The sequence below is a fragment of the Parvibaculum lavamentivorans DS-1 genome (assembly GCF_000017565.1).
Taxonomy (GTDB): domain Bacteria; phylum Pseudomonadota; class Alphaproteobacteria; order Parvibaculales; family Parvibaculaceae; genus Parvibaculum; species Parvibaculum lavamentivorans.
The window spans coordinates 329,920-351,801 of record NC_009719.1; the positions used below are offsets into that span (position 1 = coordinate 329,920).

Annotated in this window: 20 protein-coding genes and 1 tRNA gene; 11 read left to right on the plus strand and 10 right to left on the minus strand. The window is 59.5% G+C overall.

All coding sequences use genetic code 11. The annotated features are described in order from the left end of the window. Positions 1 to 11 precede the first annotated feature (11 nt). The 3 genes from PLAV_RS01575 to glk are packed head-to-tail and all read left to right on the plus strand — an operon-like array spanning position 12 to position 4,218. A complete protein-coding gene (locus PLAV_RS01575; RefSeq protein ID WP_011995221.1) occupies positions 12 to 1,823 on the plus strand; it encodes a glycoside hydrolase family 15 protein in 1,812 nt (603 codons plus the stop codon). After that, positions 1,820 to 3,217 (plus strand): alpha,alpha-trehalose-phosphate synthase (UDP-forming), encoded by a 1,398-nt coding sequence (otsA, locus tag PLAV_RS01580; protein WP_011995222.1) that lies wholly within the window; start codon positions 1,820 to 1,822, stop codon positions 3,215 to 3,217. Before PLAV_RS01575 ends, otsA begins: the two co-directional genes overlap by 4 nt. Further along, positions 3,148 to 4,218, plus strand: a complete 1,071-nt coding sequence (gene glk, locus PLAV_RS01585) for a glucokinase (RefSeq protein ID WP_049767673.1) — start codon at positions 3,148 to 3,150, stop codon at positions 4,216 to 4,218. Before otsA ends, glk begins: the two co-directional genes overlap by 70 nt. Here glk and ggt read toward each other — a convergent pair. Further along, positions 4,215 to 5,948: a gamma-glutamyltransferase gene (gene ggt / locus PLAV_RS01590; RefSeq protein WP_011995224.1), complete on the minus strand. Its 1,734-nt coding sequence runs from the start codon at positions 5,946 to 5,948 to the stop codon at positions 4,215 to 4,217. The genes glk and ggt overlap by 4 nt on opposite strands. 168 nt (positions 5,949 to 6,116) lie before the next feature. Between ggt and PLAV_RS01595 the strand changes: the two genes are divergently transcribed. Further along, entirely contained in the window at positions 6,117 to 7,154 is a 1,038-nt protein-coding gene (locus PLAV_RS01595; protein ID WP_011995225.1) for a P1 family peptidase, read from the plus strand. 116 nt (positions 7,155 to 7,270) lie between these two features. Then, positions 7,271 to 7,347: transfer RNA gene (locus PLAV_RS01600), tRNA-Arg, on the plus strand. Between the two features lie 134 nt (positions 7,348 to 7,481). Here PLAV_RS01600 and PLAV_RS01605 read toward each other — a convergent pair. The 3 genes from PLAV_RS01605 to PLAV_RS01615 are packed head-to-tail and all read right to left on the minus strand — an operon-like array spanning position 7,482 to position 9,508. Then, entirely contained in the window at positions 7,482 to 8,057 is a 576-nt protein-coding gene (locus PLAV_RS01605) for a Fic/DOC family protein (RefSeq protein ID WP_011995226.1), read from the minus strand. An 11-nt stretch (positions 8,058 to 8,068) separates the two neighbouring features. Further along, positions 8,069 to 8,272 (minus strand): hypothetical protein, encoded by a 204-nt coding sequence (locus tag PLAV_RS01610; protein ID WP_011995227.1) that lies wholly within the window; start codon positions 8,270 to 8,272, stop codon positions 8,069 to 8,071. Positions 8,273 to 8,314: 42 nt separating this feature from the next. Next, positions 8,315 to 9,508 (minus strand): type IV secretory system conjugative DNA transfer family protein, encoded by a 1,194-nt coding sequence (locus PLAV_RS01615; protein ID WP_168713164.1) that lies wholly within the window; start codon positions 9,506 to 9,508, stop codon positions 8,315 to 8,317. Between the two features lie 260 nt (positions 9,509 to 9,768). On the opposite strand from PLAV_RS01615, the gene PLAV_RS01620 reads away from it, so the two are divergent. Beyond that, positions 9,769 to 11,679, plus strand: a complete 1,911-nt coding sequence (locus PLAV_RS01620) for a ParB/RepB/Spo0J family partition protein (RefSeq protein WP_011995229.1) — start codon at positions 9,769 to 9,771, stop codon at positions 11,677 to 11,679. Positions 11,680 to 11,852: 173 nt separating this feature from the next. Next, positions 11,853 to 12,338, plus strand: a complete 486-nt coding sequence (locus tag PLAV_RS01625; RefSeq protein WP_011995230.1) for a hypothetical protein — start codon at positions 11,853 to 11,855, stop codon at positions 12,336 to 12,338. Between the two features lie 43 nt (positions 12,339 to 12,381). Here the strand turns inward: PLAV_RS01625 and PLAV_RS01630 are convergent, their stop codons facing one another. The 4 genes from PLAV_RS01630 to PLAV_RS01645 form a co-directional block, all read right to left on the minus strand. Beyond that, positions 12,382 to 12,870 carry a Mov34/MPN/PAD-1 family protein gene (locus PLAV_RS01630; protein WP_011995231.1) on the minus strand — a complete coding sequence of 163 codons (489 nt, stop codon included), beginning with the start codon at positions 12,868 to 12,870 and terminating at the stop codon, positions 12,382 to 12,384. After that, on the minus strand, positions 12,863 to 14,605 hold the full coding sequence (locus PLAV_RS01635; RefSeq protein ID WP_011995232.1) for a ThiF family adenylyltransferase: 1,743 nt from the start codon (positions 14,603 to 14,605) through the stop codon (positions 12,863 to 12,865). The genes PLAV_RS01630 and PLAV_RS01635 overlap by 8 nt, the downstream gene beginning before the upstream one ends. Positions 14,606 to 14,620: 15 nt before the next feature. Further along, positions 14,621 to 15,811 carry an anti-phage 6A-MBL system MBL-fold protein gene (locus PLAV_RS01640; protein WP_011995233.1) on the minus strand — a complete coding sequence of 397 codons (1,191 nt, stop codon included), beginning with the start codon at positions 15,809 to 15,811 and terminating at the stop codon, positions 14,621 to 14,623. Between the two features lie 559 nt (positions 15,812 to 16,370). Then, the gene (locus PLAV_RS01645) at positions 16,371 to 17,966 is read right to left on the minus strand and encodes a recombinase family protein (RefSeq protein ID WP_011995234.1); all 1,596 of its coding nucleotides are present in this window, start codon (positions 17,964 to 17,966) and stop codon (positions 16,371 to 16,373) included. 301 nt (positions 17,967 to 18,267) lie between these two features. Here PLAV_RS01645 and PLAV_RS18625 point away from each other — a divergent pair, with 301 nt between their 5' ends. From PLAV_RS18625 to PLAV_RS01665, 4 genes are all read left to right on the plus strand, one after another. After that, entirely contained in the window at positions 18,268 to 19,602 is a 1,335-nt protein-coding gene (locus tag PLAV_RS18625) for a hypothetical protein (RefSeq protein ID WP_011995235.1), read from the plus strand. Positions 19,603 to 19,755: 153 nt separating this feature from the next. Then, positions 19,756 to 20,106, plus strand: a complete 351-nt coding sequence (locus PLAV_RS01655; protein WP_011995236.1) for a helix-turn-helix transcriptional regulator — start codon at positions 19,756 to 19,758, stop codon at positions 20,104 to 20,106. Continuing rightward, positions 20,103 to 20,633, plus strand: a complete 531-nt coding sequence (locus tag PLAV_RS01660; protein ID WP_011995237.1) for an SGNH/GDSL hydrolase family protein — start codon at positions 20,103 to 20,105, stop codon at positions 20,631 to 20,633. Before PLAV_RS01655 ends, PLAV_RS01660 begins: the two co-directional genes overlap by 4 nt. 79 nt (positions 20,634 to 20,712) lie before the next feature. Then, complete coding sequence (locus PLAV_RS01665) at positions 20,713 to 21,048, plus strand: DUF3768 domain-containing protein (protein ID WP_011995238.1); 336 nt, start codon at positions 20,713 to 20,715, stop codon at positions 21,046 to 21,048. Positions 21,049 to 21,096: 48 nt separating this feature from the next. Here PLAV_RS01665 and PLAV_RS19470 read toward each other — a convergent pair whose 3' ends face one another. Then, a complete protein-coding gene (locus PLAV_RS19470; protein ID WP_011995239.1) occupies positions 21,097 to 21,534 on the minus strand; it encodes a hypothetical protein in 438 nt (145 codons plus the stop codon). Positions 21,535 to 21,580: 46 nt separating this feature from the next. Beyond that, entirely contained in the window at positions 21,581 to 21,841 is a 261-nt protein-coding gene (locus PLAV_RS01680) for a hypothetical protein (RefSeq protein WP_011995240.1), read from the minus strand. Positions 21,842 to 21,882: the final 41 nt, after the last annotated feature.

Sequence of the window (21,882 nt, forward strand, 5' to 3'; positions counted from 1 at the left end):
CAGGAGTGGTTTTGTCGTCACTTGATCTCGGAATAATCGGAAACGGCACTTATGGTGCCCTCATCGACAAATGGGCCCGCATCGTCTGGTGCTGCCTTCCGCGGCTGGACGGCGATCCGGTCTTCTACGATCTCCTGAACAAGGGCCCGGACGGCAGCGAACCTCCAGACGAGAACGCCCCGGACCAGGGCTTCTGGTCGATCGAAATCGAAAACGCCGCCTCCTCGCGCCAGTTCTATCGCCCGAACACGGCAATCCTCGTTACCGAACTGACAGACCGCGACGGCAATGCCATCGAGATATGCGATTTTTCGCCTCGCTTCACCCGGCGGGAACGTATCTTCCAGCCGATGACCCTTGTGCGCCGTGTCCGCCCGCTGGCCGGTTCGCCCCGCATCCGCATCAGGCTCCGGCCCGGCTTCAACTACGGTGCCCAGGCGCCAAGCATCACGCGCGGCAGCCATCATGTGCGCTTCTTTCACAGCGGCTTCGCCCTGCGCCTGTCGACCAACGCGCCTCTCACTTATCTGCTCGACGAAACCATCTTCAATCTGACCAACCCCTTGAGCTTCATCATGGGCCCGGACGAGACGCTGACCGGCGGCGTGGAGGAAACCGCACGCGAATTCGAGGAGCGAACGGAGGACTATTGGAGGAGATGGGTACGCCGTCTTGCCCTGCCGCTCGAATGGCAACAGGCCGTCATCCGCGCCGCCATTACTCTCAAGCTCTGCTGCTACGAGGAAACCGGCGCCATAGTCGCGGCACTGACGACCAGCATTCCCGAAATGGCGGATAGCGAACGAAACTGGGACTACCGCTTCTGCTGGCTGCGCGACGCCTTTTTCGTGATCCGGGCGCTCAACTCGCTGGCCGAGGTCGAGACGATGGAAAATTACCTTCGTTATCTCGGCAACATTGTTGGCTCGGCGGAGGAAGGCCATCTCCAGCCCGTCTATGGCATCGGCCTCGAAACCCGCCTCGACGAGCATATTGTCGAAACGCTTCCGGGCTACCGGGGCATGGGCCCTGTCCGGCGCGGCAACCAGGCCTATGAGCACTTCCAGCACGACGTCTATGGCAATGTGATCCTCGCGGCGTCGCAATCCTTTTTCGACGAGCGGCTGCTGCAACGCGCCACCATGGCCGACTTTGAACGCTACGAGAAAGTAGGCGAGCGGGCCTATGCGATGCATGCGGAGCCGGATGCCGGCATGTGGGAGCTGCGGACCCGCGCCCGCGTCCACACATCATCAAGTGTCATGTGCTGGGCGGCCTGCGACCGGCTTGCCCGGATTGCCGAGCATCTCGGCCTGATGGAACGCGCCCGGCACTGGCGGAGGCTCGCCGACGAGATTCACGCAACCATCTGTAAACGCGCCTGGAACGAGGAACTGGGCGCGTTTACGGAAAGCTTTGAAGGCGACCAGTTCGATGCCGGGCTCTTGCTGATGGCGGAAGTCAACTTCATCCGGCCATCCGATCCACGCTTCCAGTCGACCCTGCTGGCCATCGAGAAGTCGCTCCGCCGGGGGCAGCACATGTTCCGTTATGCGACCGCTGACGATTTTGGGGTGCCCGGGAACGCATTCAATATTTGCACGTTTTGGTACATAGACGCCCTCGCCCGAGTCGGCAGGACGGATGAAGCAAGAGAGATTTTCGAGTCAATCCTGGCGTGCCGCAATAGTTTGGGTTTGCTCTCCGAAGATATCGATCCGGCCACCGGCGAGCTTTGGGGAAACTATCCGCAAACCTATTCCCTTGTCGGCATCATAAACGCAGCGATGCGTTTGAGCCGTAAATGGGAAGATCAGGTATGAGTCGGCTAGTCGTCGTTTCCAATCGTGTCGGGCCGGTCAAGGATGCAGCGCGCGCGGGCGGTCTCGCCGTGGCGCTGGTGGACGCACTTCGCGCCCGCGGTGGGCTCTGGTACGGATGGAGCGGCAAGACGGACAAGCGCGCCGTCGATTACGCCTCGATAGAGGATGCCGAAAGCCTTTCCCTCGCCACCGTCGATCTGACCCCTGAGGAATACGAGGACTATTACAACGGCTTCGCCAACCGCTGCCTGTGGCCGCTTTTCCATTACCGGATCGACCTCACGGCCTTCGACCGCCGCTACTATGAAGGCTACCGCCGGGTGAACGCCAAATTTGCCCGCGTCCTTTATCCGCTGCTGCGGGCCGACGACACGATCTGGGTGCACGATTATCACTTCCTGGCCTTCGGCAACGAGCTCCGCCAGATGGGTGCCGAACAGCCGATCGGCTTTTTCCTTCACATTCCGTTTCCCGCGCGCGAAGTACTGGCGGCCCTGCCGCACCACGACGCCATGGTGCGGGGCCTTTTCGCCTATGATGTGCTGGGCTTCCAGACGGAACAGGATTGCGAACGCTTCCGCGACTATGTCGTGCGAGAGGCGCACGGTATTGCGAATGGCGACAAGCTCCACTGCTTCGGCCGCACCGTCACCATTAGAGCTTTCCCGATCGGTATCGATACGGAGGGCTTTGCCGATATCGCCGCCAACGACAAGGATGCGCGCCGGCAATTTGACAAGGTGACGAAGGGGCTTGGCGATCGCACCCAGATCGTTGGCGTGGACCGGCTCGATTACACGAAGGGTATTGCCGAACGCTTTCAGGCCTATGAGCGTCTGCTGCAGGAATATCCCGATACACGGCGGGAGGTTTCCTATCTTCAGATCGCGGCGGCATCGCGCGGCGAGGTGCTGGAATACCGCCAGATGCGCGAGGAACTCGATGGTCTGTCGGGCCATATCAACGGCACCTTCGGCGATTTCGACTGGACGCCGCTGCGCTATCTGAACAAGCCGCTGCCGCGCCGGGCGCTTGCCGGCCTTTACCGCGCCAGCAAGATCGGCCTCGTGACACCGCTCCGCGACGGCATGAACCTTGTCGCGAAGGAATATGTCGCGGCGCAGGACCCGGAAGATCCGGGCGTTCTCATCCTTTCGCGCTTCGCCGGGGCTTCCTATCAGATGCCGGAAGCGGTTATCGTGAACCCTTACGACAGCAAGGGAGTGGCGGATGCCCTGCAGATCGCGCGCTATATGAGCCTGCAGGAACGCCGCGAACGCTTTGAGGCGCTGATGAAAAGACTGAGGGCCGAAGATGTCGCCCAATGGCGCGACGACTTCATGTCGACGCTCGCTACCGTGACGCGACGGCGGACGATCTCGGCCGTATCGTGAGCCTGGCGGGGGAGGCATCGCTGCTGGTCGCCGATATCGGCGGTACCAATGCACGCTTTGCGCTGGCGGCCTCGCGCAATGGCCGTATCGAGGTTTCTCCCCCCATCATCTTCCAGACCGCGGATTATGCGAGCCTCGAGCTGGCGCTCAGCCGCTTCCTCGAGGAGGCGGGCCGCCCGCTCATTGGCGGCGTTGCAGCCTGCGCCGCCGGGCCCGTGCAGGGGACGGGCGCAGCCGCGCATATCGCCATGACGAACTGCCCCTGGGACGTGACGGCCGCAACGCTGACGCGGGTGACGGACATTAAGCATCCGCGCCTGATGAACGACTTCGCGGCGCTGGCACTCTCGATCCCGGCCCTCACGGGGCCTGATCTTCATGCGGTCGGTCCTGCACGCGATGCGGTGGCGGGAGCGCCTGTCGGCATTCTCGGCGCAGGTACCGGCCTCGGCGTCTCGACGCTTGTGTTCGACGGCGGCCGCGACATTGTCGTGGCAGGCGAGGGCGGACATGTCGACCTTGCGGCTTCGAATGTGCGGGAGGCGGCGGTGCTCGCGCATCTCCAGTCGATCTATGGGCATGTTTCGGTCGAGCGCGTTCTGTCCGGTCCCGGCCTTGTCGCGCTTTACACCGCTCTTGCCGCACTGTCGGGCGAGGAGGCGACGCCCGCCCCATCGCCGGTGGAAGTGGCGGCGCGCGCGCGGGCTGGCACATGCGTCCTGGCGGAAGAAGCGGTTCGTCTGTTCTGCGGCTGGCTCGGCGCCGTGGCCGGCGATCTTGCGCTCACGGTCGGCGCCCGGGGCGGCATCTATATCGGCGGCGGCATCGTGCCCGGCTGGCTGGCGGCGGGACCCGGCCTTTTCGACGAGGCGCTTTTCCGCGCCCGCTTCGAGGCGAAGGGCCGCTTCGACGCTTATCTTTCCGATATCCCTGTCTTCGTCATCCGCAGGGCAGACGCGGCGCTTCTCGGCCTCGCTCGCGCCGCGCGCGCGCCTCTCTAGCGCAATTCCGAAACCACATTGCCATCGCGCCGTGGGTCGGCGCCACCGGCTAGCCCGTGCGGCGTGACCAGAATGCCGTGCAAGCCGCTCATCAACGGCTTTATTTCGACCTTGTGACCGAGTTGTTCAAGCTGCGGAGCGATCGTCACGAGAACGGTATCCGCCTCGATCTCCAGCGCACCGTTCCGGTCGAGAAAGCGCGGCTGGGAAATCGCTTCCTTCATGCCCATGTTCCAGTCGATCACCGCGATCAGCGTCTGCGTCACATAGCCGATGATGCGGCTGCCGCCCGGCGACCCGACAGCGGCGTGGAAGGCGCCGTCCTCGTCGAACACGATGACGGGCGTCATGGAGGAACGGGGCCGTTTGCCGGCGGCCACGGCATTCGCCACGGGGCGGCCGTCTTCTTCCGGCGAGAAGGAGAAATCGGTGAGTTGATTGTTCAGCATCATGCCTCCCGCCATCAGATGTGAGCCGAAGGGCCCCTCGATGGTGGTGGTCATGGAAACGACATTTCCATCGCTGTCGATGATGCTGAAATGGCTGGTGGAGGGCTTGTCGACCGGCTGGTTCAGTCCCCAATTGAAGGCGCGCTCATCCTTCAACTGCCCGGCCACCGCCTTGCCCATCGACAGGCTGGCGTCGATCTGGTCTGCCCGAGATTTGAGATAACCGGTGTCGAGCATCGCCTCTACCGGCACGTCGACGAAATCGGGATCGCCGATATATTTGTCGCGGTCGGCATAGGCAAGCTTCTCCGCTTCGGCGATGAAGTGCACCGCGGTCAGCGACATCGGCTCCATGCCCCGCAGGTCGAAGTTCTCAAGTATGCCGAGGATCTGCAGCGCCGTGAGGCCGCCTGATGTGGGCGGCGGCATCGAGCAGACGCGGTATGTTCGATAAGGCGCGCATATCGGCTCGCGTTTCTTCGCTTCATAGGCGGCAAGATCTTCAAGCGTCAGGGTGCCGGGCCTCGCGGGCGCATTCTGCACCGCCGCCACGATTTCCTCGGCCACCGGACCTTCATAGAAGCCCTGCCAGCCCTTCTCCGCGATGAGCTTCAGCGTCGCCGCATAGGCGGGGTTCGTCAGCGTTTCGCCTTCGCCATAGGGTACGCGTCCGCCGTCATTCTCCCGGCGGTAGAAATAGTCCTGCGCCACCGGCATCTGCATCAGCACCGGATCGCGCGCAATGGCTTCCGCAAGCTTCGGCGCGACCTGGAAGCCTTCTTCCGCAAGCTTGATCGCGGGCTGGAAGAGCCTCGCCCATTCAAGCTTGCCGTGCTCGCGATGTGCGAGCCACAGCATCTTTACGACGCCAGGCGTGCCGACGGAACGGCCGCTGATCATCGCATCGAGAAAGGGAAGGGGCTCGCCGTTTTCATCGAGGAAAAGATCGGGGCTCGCGCCTTTGGGCGCCGTCTCCCGTCCGTCATAGGCAGTCAGATCATCTTGTGCGGCGTTGAAATGGAGCATGAAGGCGCCGCCTGCGAGGCCGGAGGATTCAGGCTCCACCAATGACAGCACGGCCTGCACGGCAATGGCCGCATCGACGGCGCTGCCGCCCGCGCGCAGGATCTCGGCGCCCGCCTCACTGGCATAGGGGCTCGCGGCGGCGACGATGAAGGGGGAGGGCTCCTCGTCCTGCGCCCAATAGGTGAAACCCGCGAAGAGAAGCAGCAAAACGACGGTCAACGCGCCCAATGCGGCCAGAATTCGCGTCAGCTTCATCCCTTCGTCTCCCTTTCACGCTGAGGTTCCGGCCGCAGGGCCGTCCGCCATCCTAGAGCATGCACCAGAAAGTTGCAGACTTTCCGGTGCAAATCATGTTCTGGATTCTGCATCTTGCCGCAACGGGTCCGCTTCCCATGCGGCACAGCTAACGCGAGAGGTTACCCCATGCTCTTTGGCGCCATCAGGAAGGGACCGCGCAACCACCTCTGCGATGTCGGCGGGCTGCTGGTGGGCAACGCGGAGGATGAGGATGCTCGCACCGGCGTCACGGTGGTCCTGCCGGAGACGCGCGCTGTGGCGGGCGTCGATATGCGCGGCGGCGGCCCCGGCACACGCGAAACCGATGCGCTCGACCCGGCTTGCCTCGTCGATCAGGTGGACGCCGTGGTGCTCTCCGGCGGTTCTTCCTACGGCCTTGATGCTGCGTCCGGCGTGGCGGGGTGGCTCGGCGCGCGGGGCCGCGGCTTCCGCGTCGGCTCGAGCCCCCTCGTCTCGCCCATCGTCCCCGCTGCGATCCTGTTCGACCTTGCGAATGGCGGAAACAAGAAATGGGGCGAGGAGCCGCCTTATCGGGCGCTTGGCCGAGATGCCTGCGAGAAGGCCACCGAGGATTTGAAGCTCGGCAATGCAGGCGCCGGCCTCGGTGCGACGGCCGGGCAATATAAGGGCGGCCTCGGCTCATCTTCCGCTCTCACCGAAAGCGGCCTTGCCGTCGCCGCGCTGATGGCGGCCAACCCCTTCGGCGCGGCGGTCATGCCCGGCAGCGGCTGCTTCTGGGCCGCGCCGTTTGAAATGGATGGCGAGTTCGGCGGCCTCGGCTGGCCCTCGCCGATGCCGAATTTCGCGGCGCAGGACCCGATGACCGGCTCCAAGGCGGATGTGGCGCCCGGCTCCAACACCTCGATCGGGGTCGTGGCGACAAATGCCGATCTGACACCGGCAGAGGCCCGCCGTGTCGCCATCATGGCGCAGGATGGGCTCGCCCGCGCGGTCCGGCCGATCCACACGCCCGTCGATGGCGACACGATTTTCGTCCTCGCCACAGGGGCTTACCCGCTGGGACCGGAATTGCGGCACCGGGCCGTGATCGGAATCGGCGCGCTTGCGGCGGATTGTGTGGCGCGGGCCATGGCCCGGGGCGTCTACGAGGCAGAATGCCTCGGCGCCGCGGTCTCGTGGCGCGCCCGGCACGGCCGCTCATAAGCGGCGGATAGGGCCATCTTTTCCGTTCCTCAGCCCTCTTGCCTTCGACGCCTCAACGCTTTAAGAGTGGCCCGCCTTCGCTGAGGCGCGGATTACAGCCGCCCCCGGAAGTGCACGCGCCCGTAGCTCAGCTGGATAGAGCATCAGACTACGAATCTGAGGGTCGGACGTTCGAATCGTTCCGGGCGCACCATTTCTTCCAAAGGCTTACGGTGTTTTTGAGAATTCCTCTAAAGACTTAGGCTCTCCCTAGGCTCTCTACTTCCCTATGCCTTTGAACATAAAGGGAAATTCCGCGAGTTCTCAAGACCTTGGGTGCAATTGGCTTTACGGAGCGATGAGTCTCTGGATTTGCCGGAGCAGCGGCTTCTCATCGCCATGAAAACTCGCGATCATCGCCTTCAGGAATCTTTCCGGCTCAAGCCTTTGCAGATCAATCGGATGACCGGCTTGATCGGCGATGAGCGCCAGAAAGGCTGTCTGCGTACGGCCGTTGCCCTCGCGAAAGGGATGGATGGCGTTCAGTGTTGCGAGGAACGTCGTCGCCGCTTTCGCAAAGTCGTCGGCTGTTAGATCGCGAAAATAGCGCTGCTTCTTCAGATCGTCGAAGAGCGCAGACATTTCCCGCTGAATATTTTCGGGATAGCAGAAAGCGCTGCCGTCTTTGGATATCCTGACGGTTCGGAACTTGCCGGCCCAGGCATAGATATCCTGAAACAGGTGGTGATGAAGCGCGCGATAGTGCGTGGCGCTCAGCCGACCTGAAGGCAGAGGTTCATCTGCGCGTTGCGTCGTGCTTGCTGTCTCGAACGCATCGAGCGCGGCTTGCGTGCGCAGGCCGGGAATATTCATGAGGACGGTCGTGCCAGGATAGCAGTAAGGATCGGCGACCGCGTCGTACATGGAGGAGGCGGCTATCGCGTCTTGCCGTATTTGGCAGCGATGGCCTTTCGCCGCTGTTCCGGAGAGAGCCCTTTCCGGTCGAACTCCCGGAACTCGGCATCCATCGCCCGGGACATCTTGATACCCTCAACGGCGCTGATTTTCGCAAAGCTCTGCCGGCCAAGGGTAAAGCCCTTGGAAGGACGCTTGCCGGATTTGGTGGTCGTTCCGCTCATATGATAATTATAGCACGAACCATTTCCTCACAAAGCCTAACTTTATCCCTGAATTGCCTTCGTGCCGCCCGGCGAAAGTGTCGTCGCGCTGAAAGGCTGCGACGGCATGCCGTCGATCATCAGCTTCAGATAGATGCGGTGGTTGGGGAGATTCATCAGATCGAGCATGTCGAATCGCGGCGCGAACTCACGGGCGAGGAGTGCTGCGTCATGCGGCCCGATACGAAACGAGACCAGCGTCCCGGCATTGCCGAGAACTGAATGGGCGACATCCGGGTCGAGCTGGTGGAGATGCTGGTTCGCGAGCACGAGCCCTACCCGGTATTTCCTCAGTTCCGAGATCATGCCGGCAATGCTCAAGGTCGTGAAAGTCTGAAACTCATCCATATAGAGGAAGAAGGGAAGGCGCTTCGCTTCCGATATATCGGCCCGACTGAAAGCTGCGAGCCCGATCGTGGTGACGAGCAGACTGCCGAGAAGTGCCGCGCTGTCGTCGCCGATCTTGCCGCGCGCGAGATTGACGACGACGATCTTGCCATCGTCCATCAGACGCCGGAAGCGGAGCATCTCCTTGGGCTCAGTCAGGATACGCCGAAGTGTGGGGTCGGCGAGAAAGGCGCCGATCTTGTTTTGGATAGGCGCGGTGGCGTCCGCCCTATAACGCCAGGAATATTGCTCGAATTCCTTCTTCCAGAAATTGCGCACCGGCTCATTGACGAGTGCGCCCGCAACCTGCTGCCGGTAGGTCTTGTCGTTCAACATGCGCAGGACATCGTCGAGCTTGGCGTGGCCATGTTCGAGAAGCGCAAAAAGGACGTTCCGGAGCACATGCTCCATGCGGACGCCCCAGGCATCCGACCAGTGCTTCTTCAGAGCTTCCATAAGGCCTGAGACCGCAAGCGGCACACGGTCGAGCGGCACACGCTTCAGCGGATTGTAGCCGAAGGGCTGCGCCGGATCGGGCACATTGAGGTAGACGAGGTCGCCGGGACGCACATCACAAGCATAGGCAGCAACCCGTTCGGCGAGGTCGCCATGCGGATCGATCAGGGCAAAGCCCCGGCCGGCATCGATATCGCCGCGTGCCAGCGTTTCCAGGAAGGTCGTCTTGCCAGTGCCGGTCTTGCCGATCGCATAGACATGCGAATGCCGGTCATCCTGTTTGATGCCGAAAGCCCGCCGGTCGTTCCGGAAGTTCGTTTGCGCGAAATACGAGATGTCCGGCGAGCGCTTCATGAGCGCATTGTCCGGTACAGGCAGCGGCACCAGTAGGAGTGCAATCTTGCACGTGCCGCATGGCGCGGAAGCTCTCCCCGGCATGAACCTGCGTTATCCCCATGCCGTTGCCGGATCGGCAAGTTTGCACGCCTAGGTGAGCATCACTTTCTCCGGGACGATAGAGCGAGACCTGTTCCTTTTGATCCAGGTCCGCATCGCGTCCGCGGCTGGTTCACGGCCGTCGGCGCAATTTTCACCATCATCATCGGAGAACTTCCATGAGCGAGAACCTCATGACGATCCCGCTTTGCCAGTTGAAGCGGGCAACCCTCAATGTGCGCAAGACCGGCCGCAAGGCCGATATCGCGCAACTGGCCGCGAGCATCGAAGCGCACGGCCTCCTCGAAAATCTCGTGGTCCGGCTGGTCCGGGTCGGGAGCGAGGAAGCGGAACCACTTTACGAGGTCGTGGCGGGCGGCAGGCGCTATGACGCGCTAAAGCTCCTCGCCAAGCAGCACAAGATCGCGATGGACTATCCGGTCCCGTGCCGGGTGCTCGGCGAGACGGAGATTGCGACCTATGTCGAAGTCTCACTTGCCGAGAACATCGTCCGCTCGCCCCTGCATCCGGCCGACCAGTTCGACGCCTTCGCGAAACTGCAGAAGGAGGGGCTTACGGCCGAGGAGATCGCCGCCCGTTTCGGACTGCCGGCGAAAGTCGTCATCCAACGGTTGAAACTCGGCGCCGTCTCGCCCCGCCTGATGGCGGCCTACCGGGCGGAAGAGCTGACGCTCGACCAGCTCATGGCCTTCGCGATCACCGACGACCATGCGGCCCAGGAAGCGTTCTGGTTCGACACGCCGCATGGCCATCGCTCGCCCCAGGCGATCCGGCGGCACCTCACCAGTGCCCTTGTCGAGGGTGGGGATCGTCGGGCGCTCTTCATCGGCATTGATGCCTATGAAGCGGCTGGCGGCACTGTGATCCGGGACCTCTTCCAGCCGGAATCCGAAGGCTATTTCGCGGACAGCAAGCTTCTCGACCGTCTCGTGGCCGAGAAGCTCGACACCGAGGCCGCGAAGGTTCGGGCCGAAGGCTGGTCCTGGGTCGAGGTGATGTCCGAGACCGACTATGGCGCCCTTGCGAAGTTCGGCCGCGTCAAGGCCGGCGAGATCGCCCTGTCGGAGGAGGATGAGGCCCGGCTTGTCGCCCTCTCCGAACGCTATGACGAACTCGTCGCGGCGCTCGAAGACCAGGAAGACGAAGCCAAGTCGGCCGAACTCGACAAGATCGTCGAGGAGATGGAAGCCCTCGAAGAGCAGCATCTCCAATGGTCCGACGAGGACCGGAAGGCTGTCGGCGTCATCCTGAGCCTCACACCCGACGGCGAGCTTGAGGTGAATGCCGGTCTCGTCCGGCCGGAAGACCGGAAACGCGAGGAGACGGACGACGAAGACGGAGAACCGTCACGTCCCGCTGAGCGGAGAGAGAAAGGCAATGGACGCCCCGAAGGTTATTCCGACACGCTGCTGACCGATCTCTCGGCGCACCGCACCGCGGCGCTTCGGGAGATGCTGGCAGGGAACCCGAAGGTGGCATTAGCCGCTCTCGTCTACCGACTGGCGAAGCATCTCTTCTTCGAACGCTATGCCTCGCCTTGTCTCCACCTCCAGCCTTCCTTCATCGATCTCGGGAGCTTCTCGAAGACGGTGGGGGAGAGCCGGGCGGCGGCCACTCTGCTCGCGCGCCATACGCAGTGGTGCGAGAGGCTGCCGGAGGCAGAACACCTCTGGTCCTGGCTTCTCGAAACCGAGCAGGAGGTGTTGCTCGATCTTCTCGCCTATTGCGTCGCGCTCACGCTCGACGCCGTGCATCGGAAGAACGAGAGCCCCGGCCGGCGCATGATCGAAGCCCGAGACCTCGCGACGGCACTCGCCCTCGACATGACCGACTGGTGGCAACCGACACGGGCACAGTTCTTCGATCACCTGACAAAAGGTCAGATTATCGAGGTGGTCGGTGAGGCGACTTCGGCTTCAACGGCGAAGTACCTCACGGAGCTCAAGAAACCCGACATGGCCCAACGTGCGGAAGAGCTTCTTCGGGACAAGCGCTGGCTGCCGGTGCCGCTTCGGCGCGAGGCCGAGGAAGTCAAAACAGAACCCGTCGCCGATGTGGCGGCGGAATAAAACTACTCAGGACCGGGAGGAATCCCGGTCCTTTTTCTATGTGCACGGAATCAGGAACGATAGCGCCACAACCAACTGTGAATCACTACAGCTTACGATGCGGCCGGACGACCTTGTTGGGCGGGTGCGGAGACCCATTACAAAGTTGAGAGAGTTGAGCGTATAATCTCACCATGAACGAGCTGCTGACAAAAATATCGTCATATAATTTATTCAACTACCTGCTTCCGGGCGTACTTTTTGTTGTTCTCGCAGAGGCGTGGACTGACTATTCCTTCGCGCAAGACAACATCCTGGTTGCCGCTTTCGTCTATTATTTCATCGGGATGGTGATAAGCCGGCTAGGCTCGCTGATTATCGAGCCCATCCTGAAGTCCGTCGGTTTTGTAAAGTTCGCCGAGTATGCCGATTTCGTGAAGGCCTCATCGGCCGATCCCAAGATTGAGATTCTCTCTGAGGCCAACAACTCGTACAGAACACTCTGCGCCGTGTTCGCGGCACTCTGCCTCATCAAACTTTACGCTTGGATAGAAGGTCTATGCCCCATCTTGTCCGGGCACGGCGGATTTGTTCTGATACTGCTTCTTCTGTCGCTGTTTCTTTTCTCATATCGAAAGCAAACGGCGTACATCACGAAGAGGATTCGAACTAAGGATTAATCTCTACCGAAAAATCTTCTCAACGTCGTGCGCGGACAAATAGCTACACAGGGGCATGCGGTGTCAGCTCGTAAAAGCCTGTCGCCGTCACGAAAGTCACATGAAGTCCAGATGGGAAGCGCTGCTTGCCAACAACAATCAGGATGAACCCGGGAAGACTGTGCTCGCTTCTCGTGACCATATCCTGAAAGTTGGAAAGGTCAGTATCAGACGGCGATGGCATGCCTTGCGGATGCGTATGCCAATCGCCAACAAAATGTAGGCCGGCAGCATATCGATCTTCTATCTCTCTCTTCTCAGCAGTTCTGTCAGGATGGTAGTGGTAGCGACCTCGTTTGTCCGTTGGCCGTGGCCCCGTCGCTTCGACAATACAAACCGCGTCTGCGTCGATTGCAGCGAAGAGTTGACCACCAGCCTCTCTTTTGAGGAGATTTGTTTGCCGATGACGCCACATATGCTTCAACGCCGTGGTCTCGATTTCCAAGCGTCCTAGATTGTTCGGCAGTTCGAAGGCGAGCGGAGTGTCAATCATGGACGGGATTGCATAATGGACATTCGCTTGAATTTTCAATTGGTCGTTGAAATTGCAAGCCTCCCTCGAAGTGACCGCGGAATTCCTTATGTGCCTCACTCCAGTCACCGCCTAGCTTCTTCAAGCGATGTGTCGAAGTTGCATGGACCCGATGTACGTTCTCGGCAACACGCCCGGTTAAGATGTCGACCGCTAGCTCGGCAGCAATTCCCTCAGCGTAAGCGATATCAACTGGACCAAAGGGCTGGAAGTAGGCACCACAAGCAGGCTCTGAAACCTCCTCCGCGCCGTCATTCCAAATTGTCTCCGGCGCAGCTGTATTCCCAGTTTCGTTGAGTAGACATGCGATGCAGGAACTTTGATTGACTATTCCTACGGCGTGGGCTGCCGTGGCATGCTCTTCCATCCAGCAATAAATAATGGGTGGGACACCACGCACTCGATGTTCCTCGTTCAAAAGCCCTTCGCTCGACCAGTCTCCAATTGCACAGATGATCAAGTCGGACGCCCATATCTTCTCCCGAACTTCATCTGATGCGTGTTGCCACGCAGTGTGATGTCCCTCGACCGTCAGGTGGGGAAAGCGTCGTCGAATTTCGTTCGCGAGATCTAGACTCTTCGATCGTCCAACGGATCGCATTCCCAACACATGCCGACCTACATTTGCCGCCGCAAGTGTCTCCGGATCACAGAGCATCAGCGAACCAACACCGGCTTGTGCAAGCCGCACCGCCACATGAGACCCTAGGGCGCCGCAGCCCAAGATCGTGACTTTCTTAGTCAAAGTCTCGGCCAATTCCTCATTCTTGTCACGACCATGGATCCATGCCGCATCGGCTCGATTGACGATACTGTGGTTTACGGTCGCATTCTGATACCAATGGGGAATTTTAAAATTCCGGGGAATATGTTTGGGGCGGAAGCCGTTTAACTTCCGCAGAATACCACCTTCAATGATGATTCCAGTAAGGCCGGTGCCCGTTTCAACGCTTGCGGCCATTACGACGACGCAGCGCTCGTTGTCGATCGCATGCGTTTCAAGCTTACCCGGCACGTCAGGGTCTACTGCTCGGAGCTTGTCGACGACCAGCTGAAGCGATTCCGGATACGGAGGAACCCATGGCGCATCGAGACGAATGAAAATACCTTGCGTGAACTGAACCTCAGCGGTTGACCCGCTATTTCTAAGCCAGTGGGTCAGCTGTTCACCGTTCTCGGCAGCTACGATTTCGTCCTTTCCCCACCATACGGCGATTTCGCCGGCACTTCTTGTCGGCTCCAAGAGTGATTGGATTTTTCGGACAGAAGTATCCACGGCCCGATTCCAATAGGAAATAAACTCCCGAGAAAGTTCGGTCGTGCTTGGATCCAGATGAAGGGTTCCGTCGACTAAAACACACGCATCAGCCAGCGCTACTCGCACTTTCTCGATTGGATCGGTCCAGGAAACAGAGTTCTTCGGCAGACAGAGGACGCCATTCTCCTCCACATGCGGCCACTTCAGATAGCAATCTCCTGATCTGTAAGCCACGCGGGGTGGAGAGTATGGAAAATCTGAATCAAGCAGTAGGTGGACTATTCCTTCGCGCGTCTTAAAACCTATGGTGACTTCCCATCCCTTTCGAATATGAAGCGCCTTGTAGGCAGCACACTCTGTTGGCGACAAAGTTCGCGCCGCATTGCACGTAGCAAGCAACCATTGCTCAACATCTTTCGCGGATTCGTCAAAATTCATCTGGCGACTAAGTAACTATGCGTATCGTCCGCCCCCGCGTTTTTCCGTACGCGAAATACTGCCCGGGCCAAAGGCCGAGGGGTTTGTGGGCCCGTCCCCTCCGCCGTCACTCTTTTTTGCCGGTCCATCGCCGCAGATCTCGAAGAGAAGCACCGTGGAATCTTTGCCGTCATCCATGGTGCAGTAAAAGTCTCCTCCGACAGAATCGACAATTTTCTTGTACTCTCGTTCAGCGCGCACGCACGGAGGATCGGAGTCATCATCGCTAATGGCTTTTGAGCTCGAAACGATCACCGCATTGTCGTGCGCTTGACTTAATGCGCTCAGAGCATCCTCAGAAAGTACTGCGTCTTCGCCGTTGTCGGACCAACTGTCGTACGACAGTGCGTGCCAAGAGCAGTGATGAGGGGCGAGAAGAATATCGAATTCGAGCGAAGAAGGGTCGCCTGACCGCAATTCCCACTGTCGTTCCCAAATCGCGACTTCCGCGTCGCCGCACGTCAGAAGAAGACATGCATTGTCCACGCCGTCCGCACCAATCGACATTTGCATAATTACGCTAGAACGATTTTTCGCAAGAATTTCTTCTGTGTCTTCGTCATCAGATGGGGGGAGTGGTCCAAGGAGAAGAGACGAAAACGACGTATCCTCCTCCCCGCAGATGTACGAGAAATGCTCATCAATCGCGACGTGTATGTCGTCGATGCCCTCGGTTTTCCCGTCAATATCGTCACCAAGCACCAAGATACGATCACCATCTTGGATGCCGGCCGGGTCGGCTGCGTTCTTGAAGAGGTTTACACGACGACGCGCTTCATCCCGCCAGGCAGCCGCGTCCTCACACAGAGATTCAATCCTGTCTTTCCGACGAAAAACGATAGGGGAAGACCACATCTCGCGGATGAAAATCTTGTCTTCGCTCTCGTCCCAGTCATCCGAAGGACCAATATGGAAATGCTTTCTCAGCCCCCGGCAATGATCTTGGTCAGGATGGGTGAGCAGAAACACATCGATATACGAGCGCCCCTGACTGTCTGTTGGCAGCCTATCTCGGAGCATCGTCGCAACATCAGGTACCTCGTCATCATTTTTGTCGTCGGCGGATGCCCTAATGTTGGCATCAATTAAAATGACGCGACCGCTTTCGAGCGTTACGAGGGCCATGTCTCCGTTATCTACAGGAAAAAACTCAATTTTTGCCGCCATGGGGTTTCCTAATAAGTATGTTTTCTAATTGTGGCTCGCAGATATCTGCTTAAAAACGCGCACTAAATGACAAACAGAACAAACTAACATCACTGAATTATATCACAGTTGAGGGCCTGCCAGACACCGTAAGTGAATAGTTTCTATGCGGACTGGAGGACTTGGTGGACTTTGTTCCGAACCACATCACTCATCACATCCCAGTATTTGCAGCATATTTTTAGGAAGAGTTCGAGCTCGTCTTCGTGAAGATGGACGTGGGGGACTTAGTGGACTTTGTATTGAGGCATACTGACGTATCGACAACCGAAGGCGTCTTCACATTCTTGATGCCAAGACGGCAAGGTTCCACTCCGAGCATTCTCTGAGGATGGCGCTATGATGCCTAGCATGCAATTTTCACCAGAGCGTCTACAGGAACTAATCCAGATTCATAAAGAAGAGCACGACGAAGATCTGACGATAGACGAAGCAAGTGAGATGGGTGCACGCCTCGTCGAACTTTTCACGCTTCTCGCACAACCACTGCCGAGCGAACGTGCCGCACGAGAGGGGAAAGCTACGCAGCCTCCTTCTCCTGACTCTTCCGCTCCATCATCTCAATAACTTCTTTGACGAGCTCTATTGTTTCGATCATTTCCGGGTCGCGTGCATCGTATAAAGTTCGAACCTCATACAACCGCGCGCACAGGCTTGAACGACAGACGATATTCGACAGGATGAGGAACGGTTTTCTGGCTTGAAAGCTCAGTTTTTTGTCTGTTAGCACAAGGTTCAAACCGACCGCCCGGACAATTCTCTGTTTTATTTCGTCGTCACCTTCTTGAAGCCAGAAAATGGCTCTATTGCTAAACGAAATGAGCAAGCGGTCGGGTTCAAACCGATCTTTTCCATTGTCAGCTTGATGCAGGCGTTCCTTAAGAATCAGCTTTCGCACCTGAAGCCGTTGACGCTCCGTAATGAACTCCGTGTCATCGATTGTCTCGCGCGTGCGCAGCATAAGCAACGTTGAGAGCATTCTTTCAACTTCTTCCAATTCTCCTTCCGTTGCCTTTGTCTGCAGTGATCTCTCTTGGTCGCGCCTAGCCGCCGCAGATTGGCGCTCTGCATCTGCCCATCGCTCATACTTTTCGGGCAGCGCGAGGCGGCCGACCTCATTTTCGATCATCGTCTGGAGATGGTCCGCAGGCACGAAGGGTTGCCGGCACCGGTAGTTCGGCCGACGCTTGGTGCAGTGATAGTAGGAATACGCGCTTCCATATCTGTTGGTCCGTTCCTCGGCGGTGACCATGAAGCCGCACTCACCACACCGAATAAGGCCGGTAAAGGGGAAGCTGCGCTTTTGGATCACGGGTTTTGCTCTGCCACTCAGGATATCCTGCACCCGTTGGAATTCCTCCACGGTGACGAGCGGCGCGTGCGCGCCCGGATGAGTTTGTCCCTCCCAGACAACGAGGGCCGCGTAAAAGGGATTTCGCAGTATGTGATGAACGGCGCTGACCGTCAGGTATCGGCCACCGATACGCTTCTTTTGTACCGTTCGCAGACCCCATTTCTGAGTTTCGCGGCTCAGCGCCCGCAACGAGTAGTTTCCTGTGAGCGCCAGCTCGAAGAGACGGCGTATCAACGGGAAGCGATCGGGATCCGGGATCGTCGTCTTTGTTGATCGGTCATTCAGATAACCGATCGGCGCCATGCTCGGCCGCCCACCCCGTTGAACCTTGGCGCGATTTCCGCGCTTCACGTTCTCGCTTAGATTGTCGACATAGTATTTCGAGTATCCAAAGATGATCGACAGCATGAACTTCCCTTGCGAGTTGTTCTCGAAGGTGAAGGTGGCGAATTTGAGGTCCTTGAGCGCTTGCCGGTCGAGCAAATAGATGATGCGGCCGCCATCGATTGAGTTGCGCGCCAGTCGATCCGGATGCCAGGTGATGATGCCTTCCGCCTCGCCGCGCTCGATGCGCCGGAGCATGTCGTCGAAAACCGGCCGGCCGGGCGCCTTTGCACTGAATGCCTCCAGAAGGACATCGATAATTTCGACACCTTCGTGCCTCTGAAATTTCCCGAGCAATTCATCGCGCTGGGAGTCGATGGACAGCACCTGGCGATCCTCGGCTTCCGAGGATTTGCGGCAATAGACGAAATATTTCATATGCGGAAAAATGTGGCGCCCTTGAGCGTCTCGCCGATACGTCCCCCAAGTCCACGGTTCAGCTGAATACGAGGCAGGTACTGACACCTTTTCGAGGTGCAACTCAAAAAATGGAAGACATCGTTCGGTCGACTCGAATCTACCCCATGAGGACGAAACGCGCGAATCGGCGATGTGGATTTCTCGATAGTCACGCTGTCATTCTGAGACCGTCGATACTCTTTCGGAAGGTGTGCGGTCTTGCCGGGAAAGCACGAACTCACGCCGTTTCAAACCGCTCATCGACGCTTACAATCGTCCGATGAACGAGCATCGAACATCGGCTACCAAGTCTAAGGAACGATCAAAAAGTGGCGTCCCGACGATTTCCCGTGCCTGCAAGGACGGGACAATCGTCGAACTTGTCTATGACGCCGGCGAGCGCAAGACAGCCCTCGTCGTCTCGCGCCATAACGGTCTCTGGAACATCGAGCAGGAAGTTCGTATCGAGACCGGCGAGCGGCTAGTGCCGTATTCGCCGTTGAACAACCTGATCGCGAACGAATGCGTCCTACTGCCCTCGACCGTAACCGACTATGGGAGCAAGGAACGGCTGCTGGAGGAGATCGCCGCCTTCATCCACCGCTATACCGACCTCTCTCCGCAGTTCGAGAAATTCGCGACCTATTACGTGCTCCTGACCTGGGTCCATGATGCTTTCAACGAACTGCCCTACCTCAGATTCCGTGGCGATTACGGGACCGGCAAGACCCGGGGTCTCATGACCATCGGCTCGATCTGCTACAAGCCCTTCTTCGCGAGCGGCGCCTCCACGGTCTCGCCGATATTCCATACCCTCGATACCTTCGGCGGCACGCTCGTCTTCGACGAGGCGGATTTGCGGTTCTCGGACGCGAAGGCCGATATCGTGAAGATCCTCAATAACGGCAATGTCCGGGGCCTGCCCGTCTTGCGCACGGTCGTGACCCGTGCCAAGGAGTTCAACCCGCATGCCTTCCATGTCTACGGGCCGAAGATCATCGGCATGCGCGAATCTTTCGAGGACCGGGCGCTTGAGAGCCGGTTCCTGACCGAGGAGACGGGGCAGCGACCTCTCCGCGCCGGCATTCCGATCCATCTTCCGGACAGTCTGAAGAGGGAAGCGCTGGAGCTCCGCAATAAGCTGCTGCATTTCCGGCTGGTGAACCGGTTTTCGGTCGCGACCGACCCGAGCGTCGTCACACCCGAAATCGAACCGCGCCTCAACCAGATGGCACTCTCGCTCCTCAGCCTGGTCGACAGCCCTGCCCTCCGGGCGGAAATGACCGATGCCCTTATCCGGCAGCAAGCAGACCTCATCAATGAACGGAGTCAGACCATCGCCGCCCAGGTGCTGCAAGTGACGATCGAGGCCTTTGAGAAGAGCGATGGCGCATCGATCCCGCTGCGCGAGATCGCGGATGGCTTCAATGCGCGTCATGCGAGCGACTACAACCGTTTCCTCTCGAACAAGGCGATCGGCACGGTACTCAGGAAGCGGCTGCGGCTCCAGACACAGAAGAGCCGGGGCGTCTATGTCATCCCGGTATCGGAGCTACCGAAGATCGATGTGCTCGCGAAACGCTTCGGTGTGGATAGACTGGGGACAACATCGTAATACACAGCGGTTTTCTTCATGTTTCCGTTACAATGCGGGGGCATCGGCGCTGCAAGTTGTGACCGAATGACAAATTTTCACGTCTACTGACGACCGACCCTCCGGGTGAAGATGCAAAGCGACTGTCCTGGCCGCTGAGATGCATCTTTATCCATGTCGCCTTTTCTTCATTGCTATCTCGCAACGCATCGCCGGCGCTGGGGACTGTCCCAGCCGGAGCTTGCCTCGCTGCTCGACCAGGCTTCGCCAAGCGCGGTCTCACGCTGGGAGGCGCTGCAACGTGCTCCGAACCTTTCGACCGCGCTTCAGCTCGAGCTGATCTTCGGCGTGACGCCGCAAGACCTTTTCCCGGCCCTCTACCGGGAAGCCGAGGATGTTGTCATGCGGCAGGCGAAAGCGCTCTACGAGACGCTTGAGGGAAAGACCGACGCCAAGTCACGAGAAAAACTCGTCCTGCTCTCGCTCATCATCGAGCGGGCGAAGGGCGACACCGATTATGTATGAGAACCACCATCAGCCCGCGCCGCGGGCTCGTCATCGCTATTCATCCTACCTCACGAGGGTTCGGCTGGGTGCTCTTCGAAGCGCCCGGCGCTATCGCCACCTGGGGCGTCGTCGACGTCTCGAACTACAAGGAAGACAAGAACCGGCGTGCGCTCGCCCGCATCGGAAAGCTTCTCGAACGCTACAGCCCCTCCGTCCTCATCCTCGAAGACTTCGAGCACAAGCCCGCGCGGCGCGGCGCCCGGATAAAGCGGCTCTGCCGCGCCATGCTCCGTCTCGCCGCGCATCGCGGGATAGAGGTTCGCGTCTACCCGCGCGCGGCCGTCAACGCCTGTTTCCGGTCCGTCGGCGCAAAGACGCGCCATGAGATCGCTCAGGCGGTCGCGCTCCATGTCGACGCGCTCCGGCACATGCTGCCGGCACGGCGGAGGCTCTGGGACCCCGAGCATCCCCGCATGGGGCTCTTCCAGGCGGCGGCGCTCGCGATCACCTATTACACGCTCGCCGGTGCGGAGGAGCCACCATGAGCGATCCGGCCAACAGGCGGTCCGCCTTTGGCGGCTGGGCCTCAATCCTGGGACCCAGCCGACAGAGAAGGAACATCCCATGACTTCACGGGAAGATGTGCTGGTCATTCGCCGGCTGAATGACGAGTTGAGACAGAAGTGCCGGGACGGCAGGGTCCTGATCACGCAGGGGGTCCTCTCCTTGCCCCAGGACCTTATCCGGAAGGTGCTCACGGCGATCGAGGCGTTCGATACGTTCACGCCGGACAACGACCCCTATGGCGAGCACGATTTTGGATCGGTGAAGGTCGACGGCACGCTCGTCTTCTGGAAGATCGACTACTACGACCGGACGATGGAAGCAGGCTCCCCCGACCCGAGCGACCCCGACGTCACGACCCGTGTCCTCACCATCATGCTTGCCGAGGAATATTGATCCTCCGCACAAAGCCAAACACCCCGCCAACCGGCGGGGTGTTTTTTGCTAGTTGGCCTCTTTGCGCGGCGAATAGACCGTGTCCTTGCCTGCGGGTGCTGTCGGGAGCGGCCGATTGGCGCTCGATTGCGTTTCCACATGGGCGAGTGATGAGCCGCCCATGCCATAGGTGATGAATACGCCCCAGCGGCCGTCGTCGAATGCAAGAAGATGCGCAGGCGTCTGCAGGTGTTTGGCGTCGCCATAGAGGACCATGTATTTGGAGCAGGTCTCCCTCGTCACGCCCCAGATGACTTTAGCGGGTGTCTTGGAGCTTGTTGCCGCCCGTGCCTCGCTGAGGGCCTGTAAGACATTCTCGTCCGATGGGCGCTTCGGGCAGTTCTCCGCTGCCGAGGCGGACGGGTTGTCGCAAGCGCTCGCGATGCCGCTGAGCGCCACGAGCAGGACAATTCTGAGAGCTTTGGCGACCTGTGGGTGTTCGCGCATGACGCTTCCTATTACTCCATGGCGTTTGGGGTAAATCTGTCCCGGCTCATTGGGCAGAGCTGTCACCTGGCGGTGGGGAAGTGCGGCTAGCCTGAACCAGACCCGCGACCAGAAATGCGATACCGACCAGAAAGGCGAGTGCCCCGAGACCGGCGACCCATCCGGCAAGGAGATAGGTCTGGTCGACCTTCCCGAAGAAGGCGTTCATCGTCGCCATGGGCCGTTCCGTCCGGTACTGCACGCCCCAGACGACGGAGCCGGCTGAAACCAGGAGAAGCGGCAGCGCCACTTTCAGCATCGTATTCATGCGGGAACCCGTTTGTTGCCGACGATCCGTTGGTCTGCCAG